Source organism: Nocardia sp. XZ_19_231 (assembly GCF_015355705.1).
GTDB lineage: Bacteria > Actinomycetota > Actinomycetes > Mycobacteriales > Mycobacteriaceae > Nocardia > Nocardia salmonicida.
In genome coordinates this window covers 59,577-76,848 of sequence record NZ_JACUZI010000008.1, presented here as the reverse complement: position 1 = coordinate 76,848, position 17,272 = coordinate 59,577, and the positions used below count along the sequence as shown (strand labels likewise).

Here is a 17,272-nt window from a genome sequence, read left to right as displayed (position 1 = left end):
CGGATCCTCGTGAACGCGCTACGGCTGGCGGTCTCCTGGCTGACTGTCGTCCCGGTCCGAGGCCCCGCAGCGGTCGACCGGCGCACAGCCGGCCACGCGATCACACTCGCCCCGGTGATCGGCCTCGCACTCGGGGCCTGCACGGCTGCTGCCCTTTGGCTGCTGGTCAGCGCGGGTCTGACCACCCTTCTCGCAGGTCTGCTCGTCGTCGGACTCCTCGCGCTGCTCACCCGAGGCATGCACCTCGACGGCTTGGCCGATACCGTCGACGGCCTCGGCAGCTACGGCCCGCCCCAGCGCGCCCGCGAGATCATGAAGTCCGGCGGTGCGGGCCCGTTCGGTGTCGCCGCTCTCGTTTTCGCCATCGCCATCCAATCGGTCGCGTTCGCGACCCTGGCCGATCAGCACCGCTGGCTCGCGATCGTCCTCGCTGTCGCCGCGGGCCGAGTCGCCGTCGTCCTCACCTGCCGCACCGGCATCCCCGCCGCCCCCGACGCGGGTTTCGGCGCATTGGTCGCGGGCACCCAGCCGCGCACCGCCGTGCTGCTCTGGCCGGCGCTCGCCGTGATCACCGCTGTCTGGGCGGTACCAGACAACCTCTGGCTCGGCCCGGTTGTGGTGATCGCCACCCTCGCGCTGACCGTCGCGATCACCCGCCACTGCGTCCGGCGTTTCGAGGGCCTCTCCGGCGATATTCTCGGCACTGTCGTGGAAATCACGGTTTCGATTGCCGCAGTAGGCTTCTCGCTGGAGTTATAGCGGATCGCACAGTTACAGCAAACTCGGACTGGTCACAAGTCCAAGATATCGGCAATTGTGTGCTCCCACAGACCGTCCGGTCAACGGTACTCGGGTGCGTCGCCAGCACACCGGTGGCAATACAGTGGACCGCATGTCATCCGAGCGCCTCTACTTCCGCCAGCTGCTGTCCGGCCGGGACTACGCCGTCGGCGATCCGATCGCCACGCAGATGCGCAATTTCGCGTATCTGATCGGCGACCGGGAGACCGGCGAGACCCTCCTGGTCGACCCCGCCTACCAGGCAGCCGACCTCGTCGACGTCGCGGAGGCCGACGGCATGCGCGTGTCCGGCGTGCTCGCCACCCATCACCATCCCGACCATGTCGGTGGCACCATGCTCGGTTTCACCCTCGGCGGCGTGGCCGAACTGCTCGAGAAGACCAGCGTCCCGGTGCACGTCAACAAGCACGAACTCGAGTGGGTCGCCCAGACCACCGGCATCGCCCCCGGCGATCTGACCGGCCACGACCACGGCGACAAGGTGACGGTCGGGGCGTTCGACATCGAGTTACTCCACACGCCCGGCCACACGCCGGGCAGTCAGTGCTTCCTGTTCGACGGCCGCCTCATCTCGGGCGACACCCTGTTCGTCGACGGCTGCGGCCGCACCGATTTCCCCGGCGGCGACTCCGACGAGATGTTCCGCAGCCTGCGCCGACTCGCCGCCCTCGACGGCAACCCGGTCGTCTACCCCGGCCACTGGTACTCCGAAGCGCCGAGCGGCGCACTGGCTACCCTGCGTGACAGCAACTATGTCCTGCGCCCGAAGTCCCTCGGCGAGTGGCAGGCCCTGATGCCGGGCTAGCCCCCTCCCCGCAAACCCAAGTCCGCCACGACAACACCCACCCCCAACCAGCCACCACCCGCGACCCCTAGGGAGCGGCGGCCACGAAGTGGCCGGTCCGCGGCCGGGTCGCCGGTCAGGCGCCGTTGCGTAGGCGACGAAGGAGCAAGCAACGGTGCCTGACCGGCGGCCCCTTGGGGCCGCGGACACGCGCGCGCCAGCGCGCCAAAAACACAGCGTTCACTATCTAGGACTACCGAACCCCGGTCTCTGGAACTACCGAACCCCGGTCCCGACCACCTCCGACTACAGCGTCCGCATCCACCCATGAGTGTCGGCGAACGTGCCGCGCTGGATCCCGGTCAATGTGTCGCGCAACGCCATCGTCACCTCACCGGGTTCCCCACCCCCGATGGTGAATTCACCGTCACCGGACTTCACCCAGCCGACCGGCGTGATCACCGCGGCGGTCCCGCACGCGAAGACCTCACTGATCTCACCGGATTCGGCACCCTTGCGCCATTCCTCCACCGAGATCTTGCGCTCCTCCACCGGGTAGCCGGAATCGGCGGCCAGGGTGAGCAACGAATCGCGGGTGATACCGGGCAGCAGCGAACCGGACAGCTCGGGAGTCACCAGGCGTGCCTCGGAGCCGGTGCCGAACACGAAGAACAGGTTGTTGGTGCCCATCTCCTCGACGTAGCGACGCTCGCAGGCGTCCAGCCAGACAACCTGGTCACAACCCTGATCGGTGGCCTGCGCCTGCGCGAGCAGCGACGAGGCGTAGTTGCCCGCCACCTTCGCCTCGCCGGTACCGCCGGGGGCCGCGCGCACGTATTCGGTCGACAGCCACACCCGCACCGGCTTCACACCGCGCGGGAAGTAGGCGCCCGCGGGCGAGGCGAGCAGCAGGTACTTGTACGCCGAGGCGGGCTTCACGCCGAGGCCCGCTTCGGTGGAGAACATGAACGGCCGCAGGTACAGGGAGTCCTCGCCACCGGCGGTGGGCACCCAGTCGGCGTCGACGTCGAGCAGCTGACGCACGGATTCGATGAACAGCTCCTCGGGTAGCTCCGCCATCGCCATGCGCGCGGCCGAGCGGCGGAAGCGCGCGGCGTTGGCGTCGATGCGGAAGGTCGCGATCTCGCCGTCGGGCTGGCGGTAGGCCTTGAGCCCTTCGAAGATCGCCTGACCGTAGTGGAACACCATCGTCGCCGGGTCCATCGAGAGCGGGCCGTACGGTTCGACGCGCGCGTTGCCCCACTGGCCGTCGGCAAAGTCGATCGAGACCATGTGATCGGTGAAGAACCGTCCGAAACCGGGGGCCGCCAGTACCTCTGTCCGCTGCTGCGCCGAAATGGGCGCGGGGTGCGGAATACGGGTGAACTGTGCGGCGACTGTCATGGTGCGATCCTATCCGGGCCGATTCGGTGCTGTCTCGCCCCCACTACGGGGGAGTTACTTGGTCTTGGTGTCGACGAACGGCGGCTTCACGACCGTGGCGCGCAGCTTGCGTCCGCGCACGTCGACCTCCACCTCGTCGCCGGGTTCCAGCTTCGCGTCGGTGTCGAGCAGCGCCAGCGCGATGCCGACCTTCAGCGACGGTGAGAACGTCCCCGAGGTGGTCTCGCCGACCGGCTCGCCATCGCGCAGCACCGTCTGGCCCTGGCGCAGCACGCCGCGATCCAGCGCTCTGAGCCCCATCAGCGTGCGACGCGGGCCGTCGGCCTTCTCCTGCTCGAGTGCGGCCTTGCCCCAGAATTCCGGCTTCTTCCAGCCGACGGCCCAACCGGTGCGGGCCTGGTTCGGGGTGATGTCGAGGGAGAGTTCGTGCCCGTGCAGCGGGTAGCCCATCTCGGTGCGCAGGGTGTCGCGCGCGCCGAGTCCGGCCGCCTGGCCACCGGCCGCCTCGACCTCGGCGATCAGCGCACGGAACACCGGCTCCGCGTCGGCCCACTTCGGCAGCAGCTCGTAGCCGTGCTCACCGGTGTAACCGGTGCGGCACACGCGCACCGGGCGGCCCTGCCACTCGGCGTCGGCGTAGGCCATGTACTCCATCTCGGTGGGCAGTCCGAGGGCGGTCAGCACCTCGGTGGCCTTCGGCCCCTGCACCGCGAACACCGCGTAGTCGCGATGCTGGTCGGTCACCGTGATCCCCGCGGGCGCCACCTTCCGCAGCTGCGCGACGACTGCCGCCGTGTTCGCCGCGTTCGGCACGAGGAACACCTCGTCGTCGCCGACGTAGTAGGCGATCAGGTCATCGATCACGCCGCCGTCTTCGGCACAGCACAGCGTGTACTGCGCCTTTCCCGGCCGGATCCGGCCCAGGTCGTTGGTCAATGCCGAGTTCACGAACGCCGCGGCGCCGGGCCCCGCCACCGTCGCCTTGCCGAGGTGGCTCACATCGAACAGTCCGACGGTGGTGCGGACCGCGGTGTGCTCGCCGACCGTTCCGCCGTACTGCACCGGCATCTCCCACCCGCCGAACGGCGCGAAGGTGGCTCCGAGCTCGACATGTACGGCGTGGATGGGGCCCTCGAGCAGCGCGGTGTCGGTCATGGGCCGAAGTTTATCGGTCTCGCGCGGCCGGTCGAATCGGCACCATGCCCCTGCAATTGGGGGGCGGTCCGCAGGGTTCGATTTCCGCGCTTCGGTGCGAGGATCGACGTCATGATCGTTCGCACAATCACCGCGGGGACCGTGTTGGTCGCCGCTTCCTTGTTCGTCGCCACACCCGTCACCCAGGCCGATACCGGCAGCGGCAATTCGGCTTCCTCCTCGATCGACATCGGCTGCCTAATCCAGGCGCTCCAGGGGATACCGCCCACCGCCGACTGCGATCCGCCCTCGATCCCGACGCAGTAATACGGCGTCCACCACCGACGGCGCGCCGCGCCTGCCATCGAGGGGTGCAGGGGTGGCGCGGTTCGAGTCCAAAGAGTGTGATGCCCAACGGCTGTAGGGTTCTTACTGTGAGTGAGTTGCCCCGAGCTCGGTTCGGTCATGTCGCCCGGATGGACGACACGATGAGCCGCGCGGTATCGCGTATACCGGAATCCGCAGTCGATCGCGGCATGCTGCGGTTGACCCGATCCGCCAACACCGGAGGTCTATGGCTTGCGGTCGCGGCGGCGCTCGCGGTGAAGCCTGGTCCCCCACGCCGCGCCGCGCTACGCGGCGTCATCGCGCTGGGTGGCAGCAGTTTCGTCGTGAACCTCGTGCTCAAGACGCTGATCCCGCGACGGCGGCCACCGGCCGAACTGATGCCGCTGGGCCGCAGGCTGGTCGCCGCGCCGGTGTCGTCGTCGTTCCCATCCGGCCACAGTGCAAATGCCGCCGCCTTCGCCACCGCCGTCGCTCTGGAGAGCCCGCGCGCCGCGCTCGCCATCGCACCGGTGGCCGCGGCCGTCGCCTATTCCCGCATCCACACCGGCGCGCACTGGCCGTCCGACGTACTGGTCGGCGCGGGCGTCGGCACCGCTATCGCGCTGACCACCCGCCGCTGGTGGCCGATCCGCGAATCCGACGAGGCCGACGCGCACGTCGTGCACGACGCCCCGATCCTCGCCGACGGCAAAGGCCTTCTGCTGCTGGTGAATCCGCGATCGGGCGACTCCAGCTACGACCCCACCGACGACATCGCCGAGACCCTGCCCGCCGCGACGCTGGTGCGCACCGAACCCGGTCGTGACGCCGTCGATCTCCTGCAAGAAGCCCTCGACGCCGCTGTCGGCGGCGCGGCCGACGAGGACGCGTCGAACAACCGCACCACGGTCCTCGCGGTCGGTGCCGCGGGCGGCGACGGCACGATCGCCGCGGCGGCCGCCGTCGCGGTCGGCAACGATCTGCCCCTGGTCGTCATCCCCGCGGGCACCCTGAATCACTTCGCCCGCGACCTCGGCGTCTACGACCTGCGCGAGGTGGCCGACGCCACCGGCACCGGCGAAGCCGTCGAAGTCGACATCGCCGCAGTCGGATTCGACACCCCCGACGGCCCGTACACCCACCACTTGATCAACACCGCGAGCATCGGCGCCTACCCGGAGCTGGTGCGCCTGCGTGAGAAGTGGGAAGACCGCTGGGGCAAGTGGCCCGCCTTCGCCGCGGCTCTCGTCGTCACCCTGCGCCGCGCGGAGCCGATCCACATCCGCCTCGACGACCGCTGGCACGACATGTGGTTCCTGTTCATCGGCAACGGCCCCTACCACCCGCACGGCGCCGTCCCCGCCTTCCGCTCGCGCCTCGACGAGGGCCTGCTCGACGTCCGCTGGCTCCGCGCCGACGTCCGCTTCTCGCGCACCCGCGCTGTCATCGCCCTGATGCTCGCCGCCATCGGCCACAGCCGCGTCTACGGCGAACGCCAGATGCACGAGCTCACCGTCACCTCGAAAACTCCCGTCGCCGTCGCCGCCGACGGCGAAGTAGTCGGCATCGCCACCACTTTCCGATTCTCCGTCGCAGGTCGAATCCCGGTCTACCGCCGCGACGAGGACAACCCCCGCTGGGAAAACCGCCCGCGACCGCACCACCGCCGCCCCCTGGCCTGGCTCACCGACCGCCGACGCTGACTTCCTCACAAACCCGTCTCGTCTCGATCACCATCGCCCACAACAACCTTGCGCCCCGGGCCACCGGTGCCGAGGATGGACGGATGAGCTCGCCGGACGGTGGACGTCCGATCACCGCAACCGAAGCCGATCGTCGCTGGGACCCGTGGACCCCGAGCGTGGTCGCCGCCCGCCTCGCGACCTGTCCCGCGCAGTGGGCCGTCGCGGGCGGCTGGGCCCTCGACCTGTTCGCCGGCGGCATCTCCCGCGCCCACGACGACATCGAAATCAGCGTCCCCCGAGCAGATTTCCCTCATATCGCCGCCGAATTTCCCGAATACGAGTGGGACATCGTCGGTGACGGCGAGCTGTGGCCCTATCCCCTGGCCGCGACCCGCCTCGACCTCCACCAAACCTGGCTCCGCGATCCCTTCACCGGCGCCTTCCACCTCGACGTGTTCCGCGAGCCGCACGACGGCGATACCTGGATCTGCCGCCGCGACCCCACCATCACACTCCCGTACGCCGAACTCATCCGCACCACCACCAACGGGATCCCGTATCTGATTCCCGAGGTTGTGCTGCTGTTCAAGGCGAAAGCCAACCGCCCCAAGGACTACAGCGACTTCCACCGCGTCGTCGGACTGCTCCCCGAGCACCGGCTCGCCCGCCTGAACTCGTGGCTGACCCTGCTCTACCCGGACCACCCGTGGTCGACCGAGATTCAGTCGGCCATCCGACACCAATCTCTTCGATAGTCGGCCCAATCCTGGGGTGTGGCGGCGAAATCCACGTACATCGCCACACCGAAGTTCGCCCGGCTCACCTCGGCCCGAGTCAGGCCGAGCCGAATTCCTCGCACCGCCGCGGCGACGGTCTCGGCGGCTCCGCGATGCCCCGGGTCGTCGGCCCAGAACGCGGGGGCGCCCATCAGCAGGTCGACGCCATCGGGTGTCACCTCGGCGGCCAGCTCGGTCTGCTGCGCCACATACCCGCTGTACAACGCTCGCGTCGGCATCGCCGTGTCGTAGGACATCACCGCCACCTGATCGGATCGACGCGCCACCTCGGCGAAATAGGCTTGGCTCCACCATTTTCCGTGATCGGCCACAGTCAACCCCACCGAATGCAGACCCGGAAGTGGATCGATCACCGGCGCCGATACCGACAGCGGCACCCGCGCCGCGGAAGTCACCGCCCGAGTCGCGTCGAGCAGCGCGAGAAATCCCGGCGATCCCGATCGAATGGGTTCGAGGTCGTAGTGCACGCCGTCGAACCCGTAGGCCAGTACCCGCCGCGCCGACGCCACTACTCGCGCACGCGAGGCCGCCGATTCCACATCCAGCCCGTCGAATTCGGGCTGCACGATGTCGCCCAGCCACGACTGCACCCGAATCCCCGGTAATCGCGCGTGCACCGCGTCGACGAACCATCGCGCACGCGGAGCCAGATCGTCGCGCAGACTCCCGTCGTGCTCCAACGGACCCGTGTGGACATAAAGATCCCGAACTCCGGTACCTGCCAGCAACTTCGCGAGCCCGTCGATATCCGCGTCGGTCTTGCGGCCGTCCACCCAGGCATGCCCGAGCCAGACCGCGTCCTTACCCCGGGTCCGCGCCTGGTCGGCCTGATCGCCGATGTTGTACACCAGCAAGGCCGTCACCACCCCCGCCACCGGCAGCGACACCACGACGACCACCACGAGCGCGGTCACCGCACCCCGCGCCCACCACGACCACGCCCGCCATCTCCCCCGCATCACTCCCCCTTGTTCGAGATCCCCCGATACTACTGACACGTACCGACAAGCAAACTTCCGACAAATCACCCACCCGTGAAACACTGTGCGCCGCTGAACAATTGAATGGAGCACAATGAAATACGTCGCAACCCTCGGTTCCGCCGCCATCGCGGCCTTCGCGTTCGCGATCGCCACGCCGACCGTGGCCGCCGCGCAGCCCTCGAACTGCCACGGCTCGTACACCCCGTGCCTGCCCATCGTCAGTGATGTCGACTGCGAAGGCGGCAGCGGCAACGGGCCCGTCTACACCGGCCGCGTCACGGTGATCGGACCCGACGACTACGGCCTCGATCGTGACGGGGACGGCCTCGGCTGCGAGTGAACAGCACGAGGGGCGTGCGATGAACGACATCGCACGCCCCTCGGGATCAACTGTCAGCGGTTGCCTTCAGGTCCCCAGCCCTGGTCACCGGGCTTGCCCAGATCGGGACCATCGGGGTAACCGGGCCCACCGGAACCCGGACCACCAGCGCCCGGACCACCGTAACCGGGGCCACCCGCGCCCGGACCACCAGCGCCCGGACCGCCGTAGCCGGGTCCACCAGCGCCCGGACCGCCGTAACCGGGCCCACCGGCGGGACCCCCGTAACCCGGACCGCCGTAACCCTGTCCACCTTCGGGACCGCCGTAACCGGGGCCGCCGTAACCCTGTCCGCCTTCCGGACCGCCGTACCCCGGCTGCCCACCGAATCCACCTGCGGGCCCGCCGTATTGCTGCGGGTAGCCCGGCTCAGGAGCCTTCGCCGCGCCGGCGACCGGCCCACCGGTGACGACCCGGTACGCATAGGTCGAGGCGATGATCGTCAACGGGATGGTGACGAGCAGGCCGAGGCCACAGAGCAGGGCGCCGACGACATTGATACCGAACAGCGCCAGTGCCAGCAGCAGCAGCGGGCCCGCGTTGCTCGAGATCGCCGAGAAGCTCGACTTGATCGCGGTGACACCGTCCTGGTCACGGTCGATCACGAATTGCATTGTCCACCAGGTGAAGAACGCGATGACCAGGCCGGGAAGAATGCACAGCAGCAGGCCGATGCCGGTCGCCAGACCGACCAGCAGGCCGGCCACGATCACCGCACCCACATTGGTGAACTGGAAGAACGCCCCGAATCCGGGCTTGTTCCCATCCGTTTCGTGCAGCGCGCCGCGCACGAATGCCGCCGAGATCAGATAGCCGATCACGGTGCTCACGATGGTGCCGATGATCTGCCAGAGCCCGAACCCGAAACTGACACCGCCGTCATAGTCGGTGTCGGTGTTGTTGCCGAGGCCGAACAGGAAGCTGATCACCGCCTGGATCAGGAAGGAGACGACCACCATCCCGATCCAGACGAGCGCGTTGTCTTTGAATTTCGTCCACCCGTACCCGATGGCGTCACCGACACTGAGCGTCGGTCCCGCCGGGGGGTAACCGGGTTGCTGCTGTCCATATGTCATCCGAATCGCTTCCCCTCATCGTTCGAGACGGCCGATGCCGCTCATATGAGTACTCCGATCCGACGTCACGGTCACGCCGACACAGCCGATCATGACATATGGAAAACGCTACTTGTCGGTGTTCTCGCGCTTCGGGAGTTTCCAGCCGGGGCGAGGAAAATGGCAGGTGTAGCCATCGGGGTAGCGAATCAGGTAGTCCTGATGCTCGGGCTCGGCGTCCCAGAACGCACTCGCCGGGGTCACCTCGGTGACGACCTTGCCCGGCCACAGGCCGGAGGCGTCCACATCGGCGATGGTGTCGAGCGCGATACGGCGCTGATCGTCGTCGAGGTAGAAGATCGCGGAACGGTAGCTGTCGCCGAGATCGTTGCCCTGCCGATCCTTGGTGGTCGGATCGTGGATCTGGAACAGGAACTCGAGCAACGCGCGGTAGTCGGTCTGCGCCGGGTCGTATTCGATCTCCACGGCCTCGGCGTGGCCCGGATGGTTGCGGTAGGTCGGATTGTCGTTGGTTCCGCCGGTGTAGCCGACCCTGGTGGCCAGCACGCCGGGCTGACGACGGATCAGATCCTGCATGCCCCAGAAGCATCCACCGGCCAGAATCGCCTTACGAGTGTCGCTCACACATCCTCCTTCATGAGGGCTCAACGGTCGCACAAATCGGCCACAACCGCCTCTATGGAACACCGGTTTCGGCGACAGAATTCCCGTCAGTATTGTTCCGCCCGAGCGTTACCTCAGCAATGTCCACGTGCACTTTCATGTCAGGCGAAGCAGGAGGAATACGGCGCAATGCCACGGTTTGTCATTTCCCAGTGTTTGGCGATCGGATTGGCGGCAACAGCTCTGATGGGGACGGCGGTGGGCAGCGCGGGGGCGCACCCCGGTGCCGACGACACGATCGCGCAGAACGCGGCGCCCTGTGAGGAGGTACGACAGGCCCGTCAGAACAACCGCGGAGTCCGCGCGGCGACCCCGGCGGCGGCGGGCCAGATCGACGCGGTGTTGATCACCGCGACGACCCGTACGCCGATCGCGGGCGGAAGGATCGTCCTCACCGGCATCGACGCGTGCGGCGACAATATTCACCGGCACATGTCCACCGGCTCCACCGGCCAGGTGAGTTTCCGCGGACTGCTACCGGGGCGCTACCAGCTCACCGCGTACCGCAACGACTCGTCGGCGAAGTCGATCACCAGGGCCGATGTCGACCTGTCGACTCCCTCGCTCAAAACGATCCAGTTCACCGCGGGCTCCGCCGACTGATCGAGGCGGGCGGGCCGGGCACTCGCTGCCCAGCTCGAAACCCGTTGACCCCCAGCGCGGTCGCGTGTCCCGTGATACAACTCACCCCAGAATGAAAAGGGGTGGTTTCCGCATGGAACCGACAGCCGAACAGCGGGCCGCGCTGGGCATGATCTGCGATACGTTTCTCCCGGCCGGCGGGCCCGGATTGCCCGCCGCGACCGAGATCGGCGCGGTCGACACGATCTTCCGCATCCTGGGGCGCAACCCCCGCGAAGCCGAGCAGAAGCAACTGGCAACGCTGTTGGGGCTATGGGATTCTCGTGCCTTCGGCCTGATCACGGGCAGCGGCCTGCGCCGGTTCTCCACGCTCTCACAGGAGCGACGCGAGGCCGCCCTGCTGCGCCTGGCCGATTCCGGCCTCGCCCCGGCCCGGGCGATTTTTCAGGCCCTCAAACAAGCATCTCTGCTCGCCTACAACGTGAGCCCCGGCCCCACCGGGGCCAACCCGCTGTGGAAGGAGATCGGTTACCCGGCGCCGGTTGGCCGCCTCGCGACCGCCCCGAAGCCGCCGCTCTCTCCACTGCGGTTCACCGAATCCACCGCGCTCGACTGCGATGTCGTAGTGGTCGGCTCCGGCGCCGGTGGTGGCGCCGCGGCGGCCGTACTGGCCGAGGCGGGCCTGAACGTGATCGTGCTCGAACGTGGAAACTACTACGACGACCAGGATTTCGGCAACGGCGAACTCGACGCGCTGACCAGCCTGTACTCACCCGGTCCCGCCGCGTCGGCGGAAGGCCAGATCACCCTCGTCGCGGGTTCGTGTCTGGGCGGCGGCACCGTGGTCAACTGGAGCACCTCGCTGCCGACACCCGACTCGGTGCGCGCCGAATGGGCCGAGTCCGGCGTCCCACAGTTCGCCTCCGACGAGTTCGGCGACGCACTGGCCGCCGTGCAGAAGCGGATCAGCGTCACCGACGCCAAATCGCCGCTCTCGGCGCGCGACGGCATTCTCGAGCGTGGCGCGCGTGCACTCGGCTGGGACGTGGATACCCTGCCGCGCAACGTCACCGATGCCTGTGACGCCGGGATCGAGTGTGGACGGTGCGGTTACGGCTGCCGCGTCGGAGCCAAGCAGTCGGCGACCAAGACCTGGCTCGCCGATGCGGCCGAGCACGGCGCGCGCCTGGTGGTCGACGCCGACGTCCGCGCGATCACCGTGAAAGCGGGTCGGGCCGAATCGGTTTCGGCGGTCACCGCCTCCGGGGTCGAGATCACGGTGCGTGCCAAGGCGGTGGTGGTCGCCGCGGGCGCGATCCAGACGCCGGCACTGCTGCGACGATCCGGCTTGCGCAACAAGAACATCGGTCAGCATCTGCGCCTGCATCCGGCCGCCGCGGTGTTCGGATTGTTCGAGGAGGAGATCCGGCCGTGGGAGGGCGCGCTCCAGGCCCGGATCAGCAGGCACCACGCGAATCTCGACGGCAACGGGTACGGCGTCATCTACGAGACCGGCCCCAACCACCCCGGCCTGGCGACCGGGTTCATGAGCTGGCGCGGTGCGGACGAATATCGCACCCGCCTGCTCGATTTCGCGCGAACGAGCTCGGTCGGCGTCATCACCCGCGACCGGGATCCCGGCACCGTTTCGATCGACAGCAGCGGTGAACCGGTGGTGAAGTACAAACTGTCCGACTACGACGCCAAGCATCTGCACACCGGCATCGTCGGCGCGGCCTCGGTACTCGAAGCCGCGGGCGCGCGAGAGATCTACTCGGGACATCAGGCGGGCGTTTCGTTCGAGCCGGGTACGCGCGGCTCGCTGGCGGAGTTCGGCGCCGCCGCCGAGAAAGCGGGCTACGGACCCGGTCAGTGTTCGATGGGCGCCCTGCACATCATGGGCTCGGCCAGGATGGGCGGCACGCCGGAGCTCTCGGCGACCGATCCGGACGGCGCCACCTGGGATGTGCCGAACATCGTGGTGGCCGACGGGTCGAGCTTCCCCACCGCACCCGGCGTGAACCCGATGGTCAGCATCGAGGCCATCGGCTACATGAACGCGAAACGGCTCGCGGCCCGACTGAGTTGAGACCTGCGCCGCCGACGACCCCCCGGGCCGTCGGCGGCGCGGCGACAACCGTGCTCCGATATGTAGTGGACACGTAATGTGGTCGGTACATATGTGGTGGATCCGCCCGTGGCCGGGCAGGTGCGCATTCGCGGAAGGGCTGAGATGGACAAGGCGACCCAGTTGGTCGAGTTCGAGACCATGCTTCTCGGCCGTCACAGTCTGAGATCGCGCCGCGGGCCCGACGCCATGGACCGCAGCGCCTATATCTTGCTGAGTCGGCTGCGGATGGGTGGACTGATGTCCATCGGGCAGCTCAGTGACGCACTGGGTTTGGACGCCTCGACCCTCAACCGGCAGACCGCCGCCATGATGCGGACCGGAGTGCTCGAACGGATTCCGGATCCCGAGGGCGGGATGGCGCGGAAATTTCGGGTCACCTCCAAGGGCGAGCGCCGGTTGAATGCCGAACGCGCCTTGATCGTCGACGCTCTGGATTCGATCCTCGCCGACTGGCCCGCCGAGGACATCGCCGCATTCGTCGGCTACCTGCGGCGATTCAACACCGACATCGAACGCCGGTCAGGCGAGTACTGGCCACGGCCGCTCTCGACCCTTCCCGCGGATCACTAGCGGAACTACGACCGACATCACAATTCCTCTCGGTCGAGTCCGCACGCCCAGAGATGTGTACTATACACAATTGATGCAGTATGCATATCTTGTGCTTTGTACATAACTTGCTGGTCGACAGGAGCGGTACGTGGGGATTTCGGAGAAGACGGCCCGGCCCGGAGTGGTCGTGGGCGTGCTCGCCTTCGGCGGCACCGTCGCCGCGATTACGCAGACGGCGGTGGTGCCGATCATCGGGCAACTTCCGGGACTGCTCCACACCAGCGCGGCGAACGCGTCCTGGGTGATCACCGTGACGCTGCTCGTCGGAGCCGTGTTCACCCCGGTCGCGGGCAAGCTCGGCGACCTGTACGGAAAACACCGCATGCTGCTGGTCTCCGGTGGATTTCTGATCGTGGGCGCCGCGGTCGCCGCCATGTCCTCCTCGCTGGTCCCCATGTTGATCGGACGCGGAATCCAGGGCATGGGTGTCGGCTTGATTCCGTTGGGCATCAGCCTGATGCGCGATGTGCTTCCCGCCGAGCGGCTGGGTTCCTCGATCGCGCTGATGAGCGCGTCGCTCGGCGTCGGTGGCGCGTTGGGTCTGCCGGTGTCGGCCGCGGTCGCGCAGTACGCGAGCTGGCGGGTCCTGTTCTGGGCCGCGGCGGCGCTGAGCGCCCTGATCGTGGTGCTCATCGCGACCCTGGTTCCGGCCGAGGCGAAGCGCGGTGACGCGGGTGGACGATTCGATTTCGTCGGCGCGGCGGGACTCGGCGCAGGACTGGTATTCCTGCTCCTTCCGGTGTCGAAGGGCGCCGGGTGGGGCTGGACCAGCGCTACCACGCTCGGACTGTTCACCGCCTCGGCGATGACCCTGGCCGCGTGGGGATGGTGGGAATCGCGGACCTCCGACCCGCTCGTCGATCTGCGCACCACGGCGCGACCGCAGGTGCTGCTGACCAATGCCGCATCCGTCCTGGTCGGCTTCGCCATGTACGGCCAGGCGCTGATCGTCCCGCAGTTGATGCAGTTGCCCGCGGCCACCGGCCACGGCATGGGACAGACCATGCTGGGGATGGGTCTGTGGATGGCGCCGGGCGGCTTGATGATGATGGCGCTGTCACCGGCGGGCGCGAAACTGTCGGCCGCGCGCGGGCCCAAGGTCACCCTCGCGGTCGGGGCGCTGATCATCGCCATCGGCTATGGCTCGTCGGTCGTGCTGATGGGTTCGACCTGGGGCCTGATGACCATGGTCTGCATCACCAATATCGGCGTCGGCCTGGCCTACGGCGCCATGCCCGCCCTGATCATGGGCGCGGTGCCGCTGTCGGAAACCGCCTCCGCCAACAGCATCAATACGCTGATGCGCTCACTCGGTACGTCGGTGTCGGCCGCCGTCGTCGGTGTGGTGCTGGCCAATATGACGACCGACTTCGCCGGGCATGCCGTGCCTTCGGAGGCCGGCTTCCATGTCGGCCTGCTGATCGGCGCCGCGGTAGCGCTCGTGGCGGCGGGTATCGCCCTGACCATTCCGCGCCGATCGGCCGAGCCCACCGATCTCGATACCGAACTCGCGACACTGTCGACGCGGCCGGTGTCGGTGGCGAAAGCCTAGGACCGTTTGATCCCGGCGAGCACCGCCCGTAGGACGTCCAGGTCCGGGGCGGTGTTCAGCTGGTTTCGGGGTGCCCGAGCGCGGAGTCGGCCCTCGTCGATCAGGTCGCCGATGAGGATCTTCGTCGTGGTGAGCGGCAGGTGCAGGTGGGCGGAGACCTCCGCGACCGACAGCGCGGTGCGGCACAACTCGACGATCGCGTCGTATTCGGGCGCGAGCAAGCGTGAGCGCGCGCCCGAGCGCGCGTCGACGAGCAGGGTGGTGAGCTCGAGGTCGAGGCGTTGCGCCTTCGCGCGCCCGCCGGTGACGGCGTAGAGGCGAACCAGCGGGCTCGCCTCGTCCTCGTACCAGTGTTCGCGCTCGTCGCTCATGTTCTCGGCGAGACGGCGGGGAACTGACCCGAGATCGCCGACTCGGGATCGCTCGCCTCGGCCAACGCCGTCGGGATCAGTACCACCACTCGCACACCGCCGTACACCGATTCCGACATCCGCACCGAGATGCCGTGTCTGCCCGCCAGCGTGGCGACGACGAACAGGCCGAGCCGCGAAGTTCCGGCCAGCGTGCCGACACTGAAGGCGGGCGGATCGGCCAGCATCGCGTTGCGTTGCGCCAGATCGGCTTCCGGCATGCCGAGGCCCTGGTCGATGATCTCCACCGCGACACCGCGACCGACCACGATCCCCGACACCGCGACTTGAGTCTCGGGTGGAGAGAAGGCGGTCGCGTTGTCCATGAGCTCGGCGAGCAGATGGATCACGTCGGCGACGGCATGCCCGGAGATCCGAACCTGCGGCATCTGCTTGGCCGCGATCCTGGTGTAGTCCAAGCTTTCCGCGATCGCACCACGCACCAGATCGATCAGCGGGACCGGGTTGCGCCACCGACGACCCGGCTGTTCGCCGCCGAGGATGATGAGGTTCTCGGCGTTGCGCCGGGCGCGGGTGGCGAGATGATCGAGCTGGAACAGCAGATCGAGCTGATCGGCGTTGCTCTCGTCGCGCTCGGCACGGTCGAGCAGGGAGAGCTGGCGGTGCACCACCACCTGGCTGCGGTGCGCGATATCGAGGAAGACCGTGCTGATCCCCGCCTTGGTCTGTGCCTCGGCGACAGCGGCCGACATCGCGGAGACGTGGGCGCGGTTGAACGCCGCGGCGACCTGGCCGAGCTCGTCGGTGCCGAAGTCCAGCTGCGAGCCCTCGGTCGTGGTGTCGACAGCCTCACCGGCCGCGACCTTGCGCATCACCTCGGGCAGACGCTCATCGGCGAGCACGAGGGTGTCGCGGCGCAGACGGTGCATCCGTGCGATGAATCGATTCGCCATCAGCAACGCGATGAGGAAGGCGGCCACCGCGGCGAACGCGATCAGCGCCCCGCCGAGCAGCGCGCTGTCGGAGTCGCGTTCACCCTGCTGCCGGGCGATCACGTGGGCGTCCCCGCTCTGGTCTTCCCACAGTTTCTGCAGAGCCTGGCCGACGAACTTCGACGCGTCCTGCCATTCCGCCAGACTGACGGGAAGTTCCGTCTCCGGGTCCTTCGCGGATACCGGTCCGCGCAACAGCAGCGCGTCCTGCATCGCGATCACCTGCTGCCACTGCGGACTCGCGGTGATCTCCGAAAGTTGCGCCAGGCGGCGGCCTTTCAGCACCGCTGCGGAATAGGCCGCCTCACCACGGAATTCGCCGACCCGACGGCCGAAATCGACCACCTCGGCACTGCTCATCTTCCCCGTGGTCAACGCGACAGAACCGAGAGTGTCGGCCTGCGACAGTGCCTCGGCCGCACGCAGCTGGTCGACGGCGTAGCCCAGCTCGATACCGACCTTCGCCTCCGGGGCGACCCGGGCGGCCAGCATCGAGGCGGCGATGATCGTACTGATCACCCCGGTGTACAACGCGAACACTTCCTCGGGGGAAATCCGCGTGGCTTCGACGCCGTTGCGCACGACCGGCACCATGGCGAAGAGTTTGTTGTAGCCCTCGATATCCTCGCGGGAACCGTCGGGGTTCAGCGCGCGAGCGGCGTCGCCTTTCGCCATCACCGCGGCGAGCGCCTCATCGGAGCGCTGCTTGGCGGTGACCAACGCGGGAGCCGTCGACATGTCACCGGCCAGTCGCAACAGCGAGAGTCTGCGCTCTTCCTGGAATGCCGACACCATGAGGATCGCGGGGGCGGTGGTACTGCTCGCCAATTCGGCCCAGTCGGTGGAATCCCTGGCCGAATTCACCAGATAAACGGCACCGCCACCACCGACCACCAACAGCATCACGCTGGAGATGAGCACCATCGACAGCAATCGGATACGCACACTGACCCGGCCACGAACTCCGGTACGTCTGATATTCAAATCTGAAATCTTTCC

At 67.9% G+C, this 17,272-nt stretch carries 17 protein-coding genes; 10 read left to right on the top strand and 7 right to left on the bottom strand.

Annotation, left to right across the window (positions count from 1 at the left end):
- Window positions 1–9: 9 nt before the first annotated feature.
- Window positions 10–759: an adenosylcobinamide-GDP ribazoletransferase gene (locus tag IBJ82_RS28430; protein ID WP_194829056.1), complete on the top strand. Its 750-nt coding sequence runs from the start codon at window positions 10–12 to the stop codon at window positions 757–759.
- A gap of 133 nt (window positions 760–892) precedes the next feature.
- Entirely contained in the window at window positions 893–1,606 is a 714-nt protein-coding gene (locus IBJ82_RS28425) for an MBL fold metallo-hydrolase (protein ID WP_194829055.1), read from the top strand.
- A gap of 285 nt (window positions 1,607–1,891) precedes the next feature.
- On the opposite strand, the gene IBJ82_RS28420 is transcribed toward IBJ82_RS28425, so the two are convergent.
- Together IBJ82_RS28420 and gcvT are read right to left on the bottom strand one after the other, a co-directional pair.
- Window positions 1,892–2,989 carry a branched-chain amino acid aminotransferase gene (locus tag IBJ82_RS28420; RefSeq protein ID WP_194829054.1) on the bottom strand — a complete coding sequence of 366 codons (1,098 nt, stop codon included), beginning with the start codon at window positions 2,987–2,989 and terminating at the stop codon, window positions 1,892–1,894.
- Between the two features lie 54 nt (window positions 2,990–3,043).
- Entirely contained in the window at window positions 3,044–4,144 is a 1,101-nt protein-coding gene (gene gcvT / locus IBJ82_RS28415) for a glycine cleavage system aminomethyltransferase GcvT (RefSeq protein ID WP_194829053.1), read from the bottom strand.
- Window positions 4,145–4,255: 111 nt separating this feature from the next.
- Between gcvT and IBJ82_RS28410 the strand changes: the two genes are divergently transcribed.
- The 3 genes from IBJ82_RS28410 to IBJ82_RS28400 all read left to right on the top strand — a co-directional run bounded on the left by IBJ82_RS28410 (window position 4,256) and on the right by IBJ82_RS28400 (window position 6,890).
- Window positions 4,256–4,450, top strand: a complete 195-nt coding sequence (locus IBJ82_RS28410; RefSeq protein ID WP_194829052.1) for a hypothetical protein — start codon at window positions 4,256–4,258, stop codon at window positions 4,448–4,450.
- A 107-nt stretch (window positions 4,451–4,557) separates the two neighbouring features.
- Window positions 4,558–6,153 (top strand): phosphatase PAP2 family protein, encoded by a 1,596-nt coding sequence (locus IBJ82_RS28405; RefSeq protein WP_370585526.1) that lies wholly within the window; start codon window positions 4,558–4,560, stop codon window positions 6,151–6,153.
- 83 nt (window positions 6,154–6,236) lie between these two features.
- Window positions 6,237–6,890 (top strand): hypothetical protein, encoded by a 654-nt coding sequence (locus IBJ82_RS28400; protein WP_194829051.1) that lies wholly within the window; start codon window positions 6,237–6,239, stop codon window positions 6,888–6,890.
- Here IBJ82_RS28400 and IBJ82_RS28395 read toward each other — a convergent pair.
- The gene (locus IBJ82_RS28395; protein WP_228537822.1) at window positions 6,857–7,891 is read right to left on the bottom strand and encodes a hypothetical protein; all 1,035 of its coding nucleotides are present in this window, start codon (window positions 7,889–7,891) and stop codon (window positions 6,857–6,859) included. The genes IBJ82_RS28400 and IBJ82_RS28395 overlap by 34 nt on opposite strands.
- A gap of 115 nt (window positions 7,892–8,006) precedes the next feature.
- On the opposite strand from IBJ82_RS28395, the gene IBJ82_RS28390 reads away from it, so the two are divergent.
- Window positions 8,007–8,255, top strand: coding sequence for a hypothetical protein (locus IBJ82_RS28390; protein WP_194829050.1), 249 nt, complete (start codon window positions 8,007–8,009; stop codon window positions 8,253–8,255).
- Between the two features lie 53 nt (window positions 8,256–8,308).
- Here IBJ82_RS28390 and IBJ82_RS35515 read toward each other — a convergent pair whose 3' ends face one another.
- On the bottom strand, window positions 8,309–9,370 hold the full coding sequence (locus IBJ82_RS35515; protein ID WP_370585525.1) for a hypothetical protein: 1,062 nt from the start codon (window positions 9,368–9,370) through the stop codon (window positions 8,309–8,311).
- A 108-nt stretch (window positions 9,371–9,478) separates the two neighbouring features.
- The gene (msrA, locus tag IBJ82_RS28380; RefSeq protein WP_056816640.1) at window positions 9,479–9,994 is read right to left on the bottom strand and encodes a peptide-methionine (S)-S-oxide reductase MsrA; all 516 of its coding nucleotides are present in this window, start codon (window positions 9,992–9,994) and stop codon (window positions 9,479–9,481) included.
- A gap of 168 nt (window positions 9,995–10,162) precedes the next feature.
- Here msrA and IBJ82_RS28375 point away from each other — a divergent pair, with 168 nt between their 5' ends.
- The 4 genes from IBJ82_RS28375 to IBJ82_RS28360 all read left to right on the top strand — a co-directional run bounded on the left by IBJ82_RS28375 (window position 10,163) and on the right by IBJ82_RS28360 (window position 14,910).
- Window positions 10,163–10,636 (top strand): carboxypeptidase-like regulatory domain-containing protein, encoded by a 474-nt coding sequence (locus IBJ82_RS28375; RefSeq protein WP_194829049.1) that lies wholly within the window; start codon window positions 10,163–10,165, stop codon window positions 10,634–10,636.
- A gap of 112 nt (window positions 10,637–10,748) precedes the next feature.
- Entirely contained in the window at window positions 10,749–12,704 is a 1,956-nt protein-coding gene (locus IBJ82_RS28370; protein ID WP_194829048.1) for an FAD-dependent oxidoreductase, read from the top strand.
- A gap of 144 nt (window positions 12,705–12,848) precedes the next feature.
- Window positions 12,849–13,316, top strand: a complete 468-nt coding sequence (locus tag IBJ82_RS28365) for a MarR family winged helix-turn-helix transcriptional regulator (RefSeq protein WP_194829047.1) — start codon at window positions 12,849–12,851, stop codon at window positions 13,314–13,316.
- A gap of 130 nt (window positions 13,317–13,446) precedes the next feature.
- Window positions 13,447–14,910, top strand: coding sequence for an MFS transporter (locus tag IBJ82_RS28360; protein ID WP_194829046.1), 1,464 nt, complete (start codon window positions 13,447–13,449; stop codon window positions 14,908–14,910).
- Here the strand turns inward: IBJ82_RS28360 and IBJ82_RS28355 are convergent.
- Both IBJ82_RS28355 and IBJ82_RS28350 read right to left on the bottom strand, forming a co-directional pair.
- The gene (locus tag IBJ82_RS28355) at window positions 14,907–15,281 is read right to left on the bottom strand and encodes a DUF742 domain-containing protein (protein ID WP_194829045.1); all 375 of its coding nucleotides are present in this window, start codon (window positions 15,279–15,281) and stop codon (window positions 14,907–14,909) included. The two genes, IBJ82_RS28360 and IBJ82_RS28355, sit on opposite strands and share 4 nt — an antisense overlap.
- Window positions 15,278–17,257 (bottom strand): nitrate- and nitrite sensing domain-containing protein, encoded by a 1,980-nt coding sequence (locus tag IBJ82_RS28350; protein ID WP_228537820.1) that lies wholly within the window; start codon window positions 17,255–17,257, stop codon window positions 15,278–15,280. The genes IBJ82_RS28355 and IBJ82_RS28350 overlap by 4 nt, the downstream gene beginning before the upstream one ends.
- Window positions 17,258–17,272: the final 15 nt, after the last annotated feature.

Excerpts from the sequence above, each read along its gene's own strand:
- IBJ82_RS28375 (WP_194829049.1), top strand. The coding sequence starts at position 10,163 with ATGCCACGGTTTGTCATTTCCCAGTGTTTGGCGATCGGATTGGCGGCA.
- IBJ82_RS35515 (WP_370585525.1), bottom strand. The coding sequence starts at position 9,370 with ATGACATATGGACAGCAGCAACCCGGTTACCCCCCGGCGGGACCGACG.
- IBJ82_RS28355 (WP_194829045.1), bottom strand. The coding sequence starts at position 15,281 with ATGAGCGACGAGCGCGAACACTGGTACGAGGACGAGGCGAGCCCGCTG.
- IBJ82_RS28420 (WP_194829054.1), bottom strand. The coding sequence starts at position 2,989 with ATGACAGTCGCCGCACAGTTCACCCGTATTCCGCACCCCGCGCCCATT.
- IBJ82_RS28395 (WP_228537822.1), bottom strand. The coding sequence starts at position 7,891 with ATGCGGGGGAGATGGCGGGCGTGGTCGTGGTGGGCGCGGGGTGCGGTG.
- IBJ82_RS28365 (WP_194829047.1), top strand. The coding sequence starts at position 12,849 with ATGGACAAGGCGACCCAGTTGGTCGAGTTCGAGACCATGCTTCTCGGC.
- gcvT (WP_194829053.1), bottom strand. The coding sequence starts at position 4,144 with ATGACCGACACCGCGCTGCTCGAGGGCCCCATCCACGCCGTACATGTC.
- IBJ82_RS28390 (WP_194829050.1), top strand. The coding sequence starts at position 8,007 with ATGAAATACGTCGCAACCCTCGGTTCCGCCGCCATCGCGGCCTTCGCG.
- IBJ82_RS28400 (WP_194829051.1), top strand. The coding sequence starts at position 6,237 with ATGAGCTCGCCGGACGGTGGACGTCCGATCACCGCAACCGAAGCCGAT.
- IBJ82_RS28410 (WP_194829052.1), top strand. The coding sequence starts at position 4,256 with ATGATCGTTCGCACAATCACCGCGGGGACCGTGTTGGTCGCCGCTTCC.
- IBJ82_RS28370 (WP_194829048.1), top strand. The coding sequence starts at position 10,749 with ATGGAACCGACAGCCGAACAGCGGGCCGCGCTGGGCATGATCTGCGAT.
- IBJ82_RS28425 (WP_194829055.1), top strand. The coding sequence starts at position 893 with ATGTCATCCGAGCGCCTCTACTTCCGCCAGCTGCTGTCCGGCCGGGAC.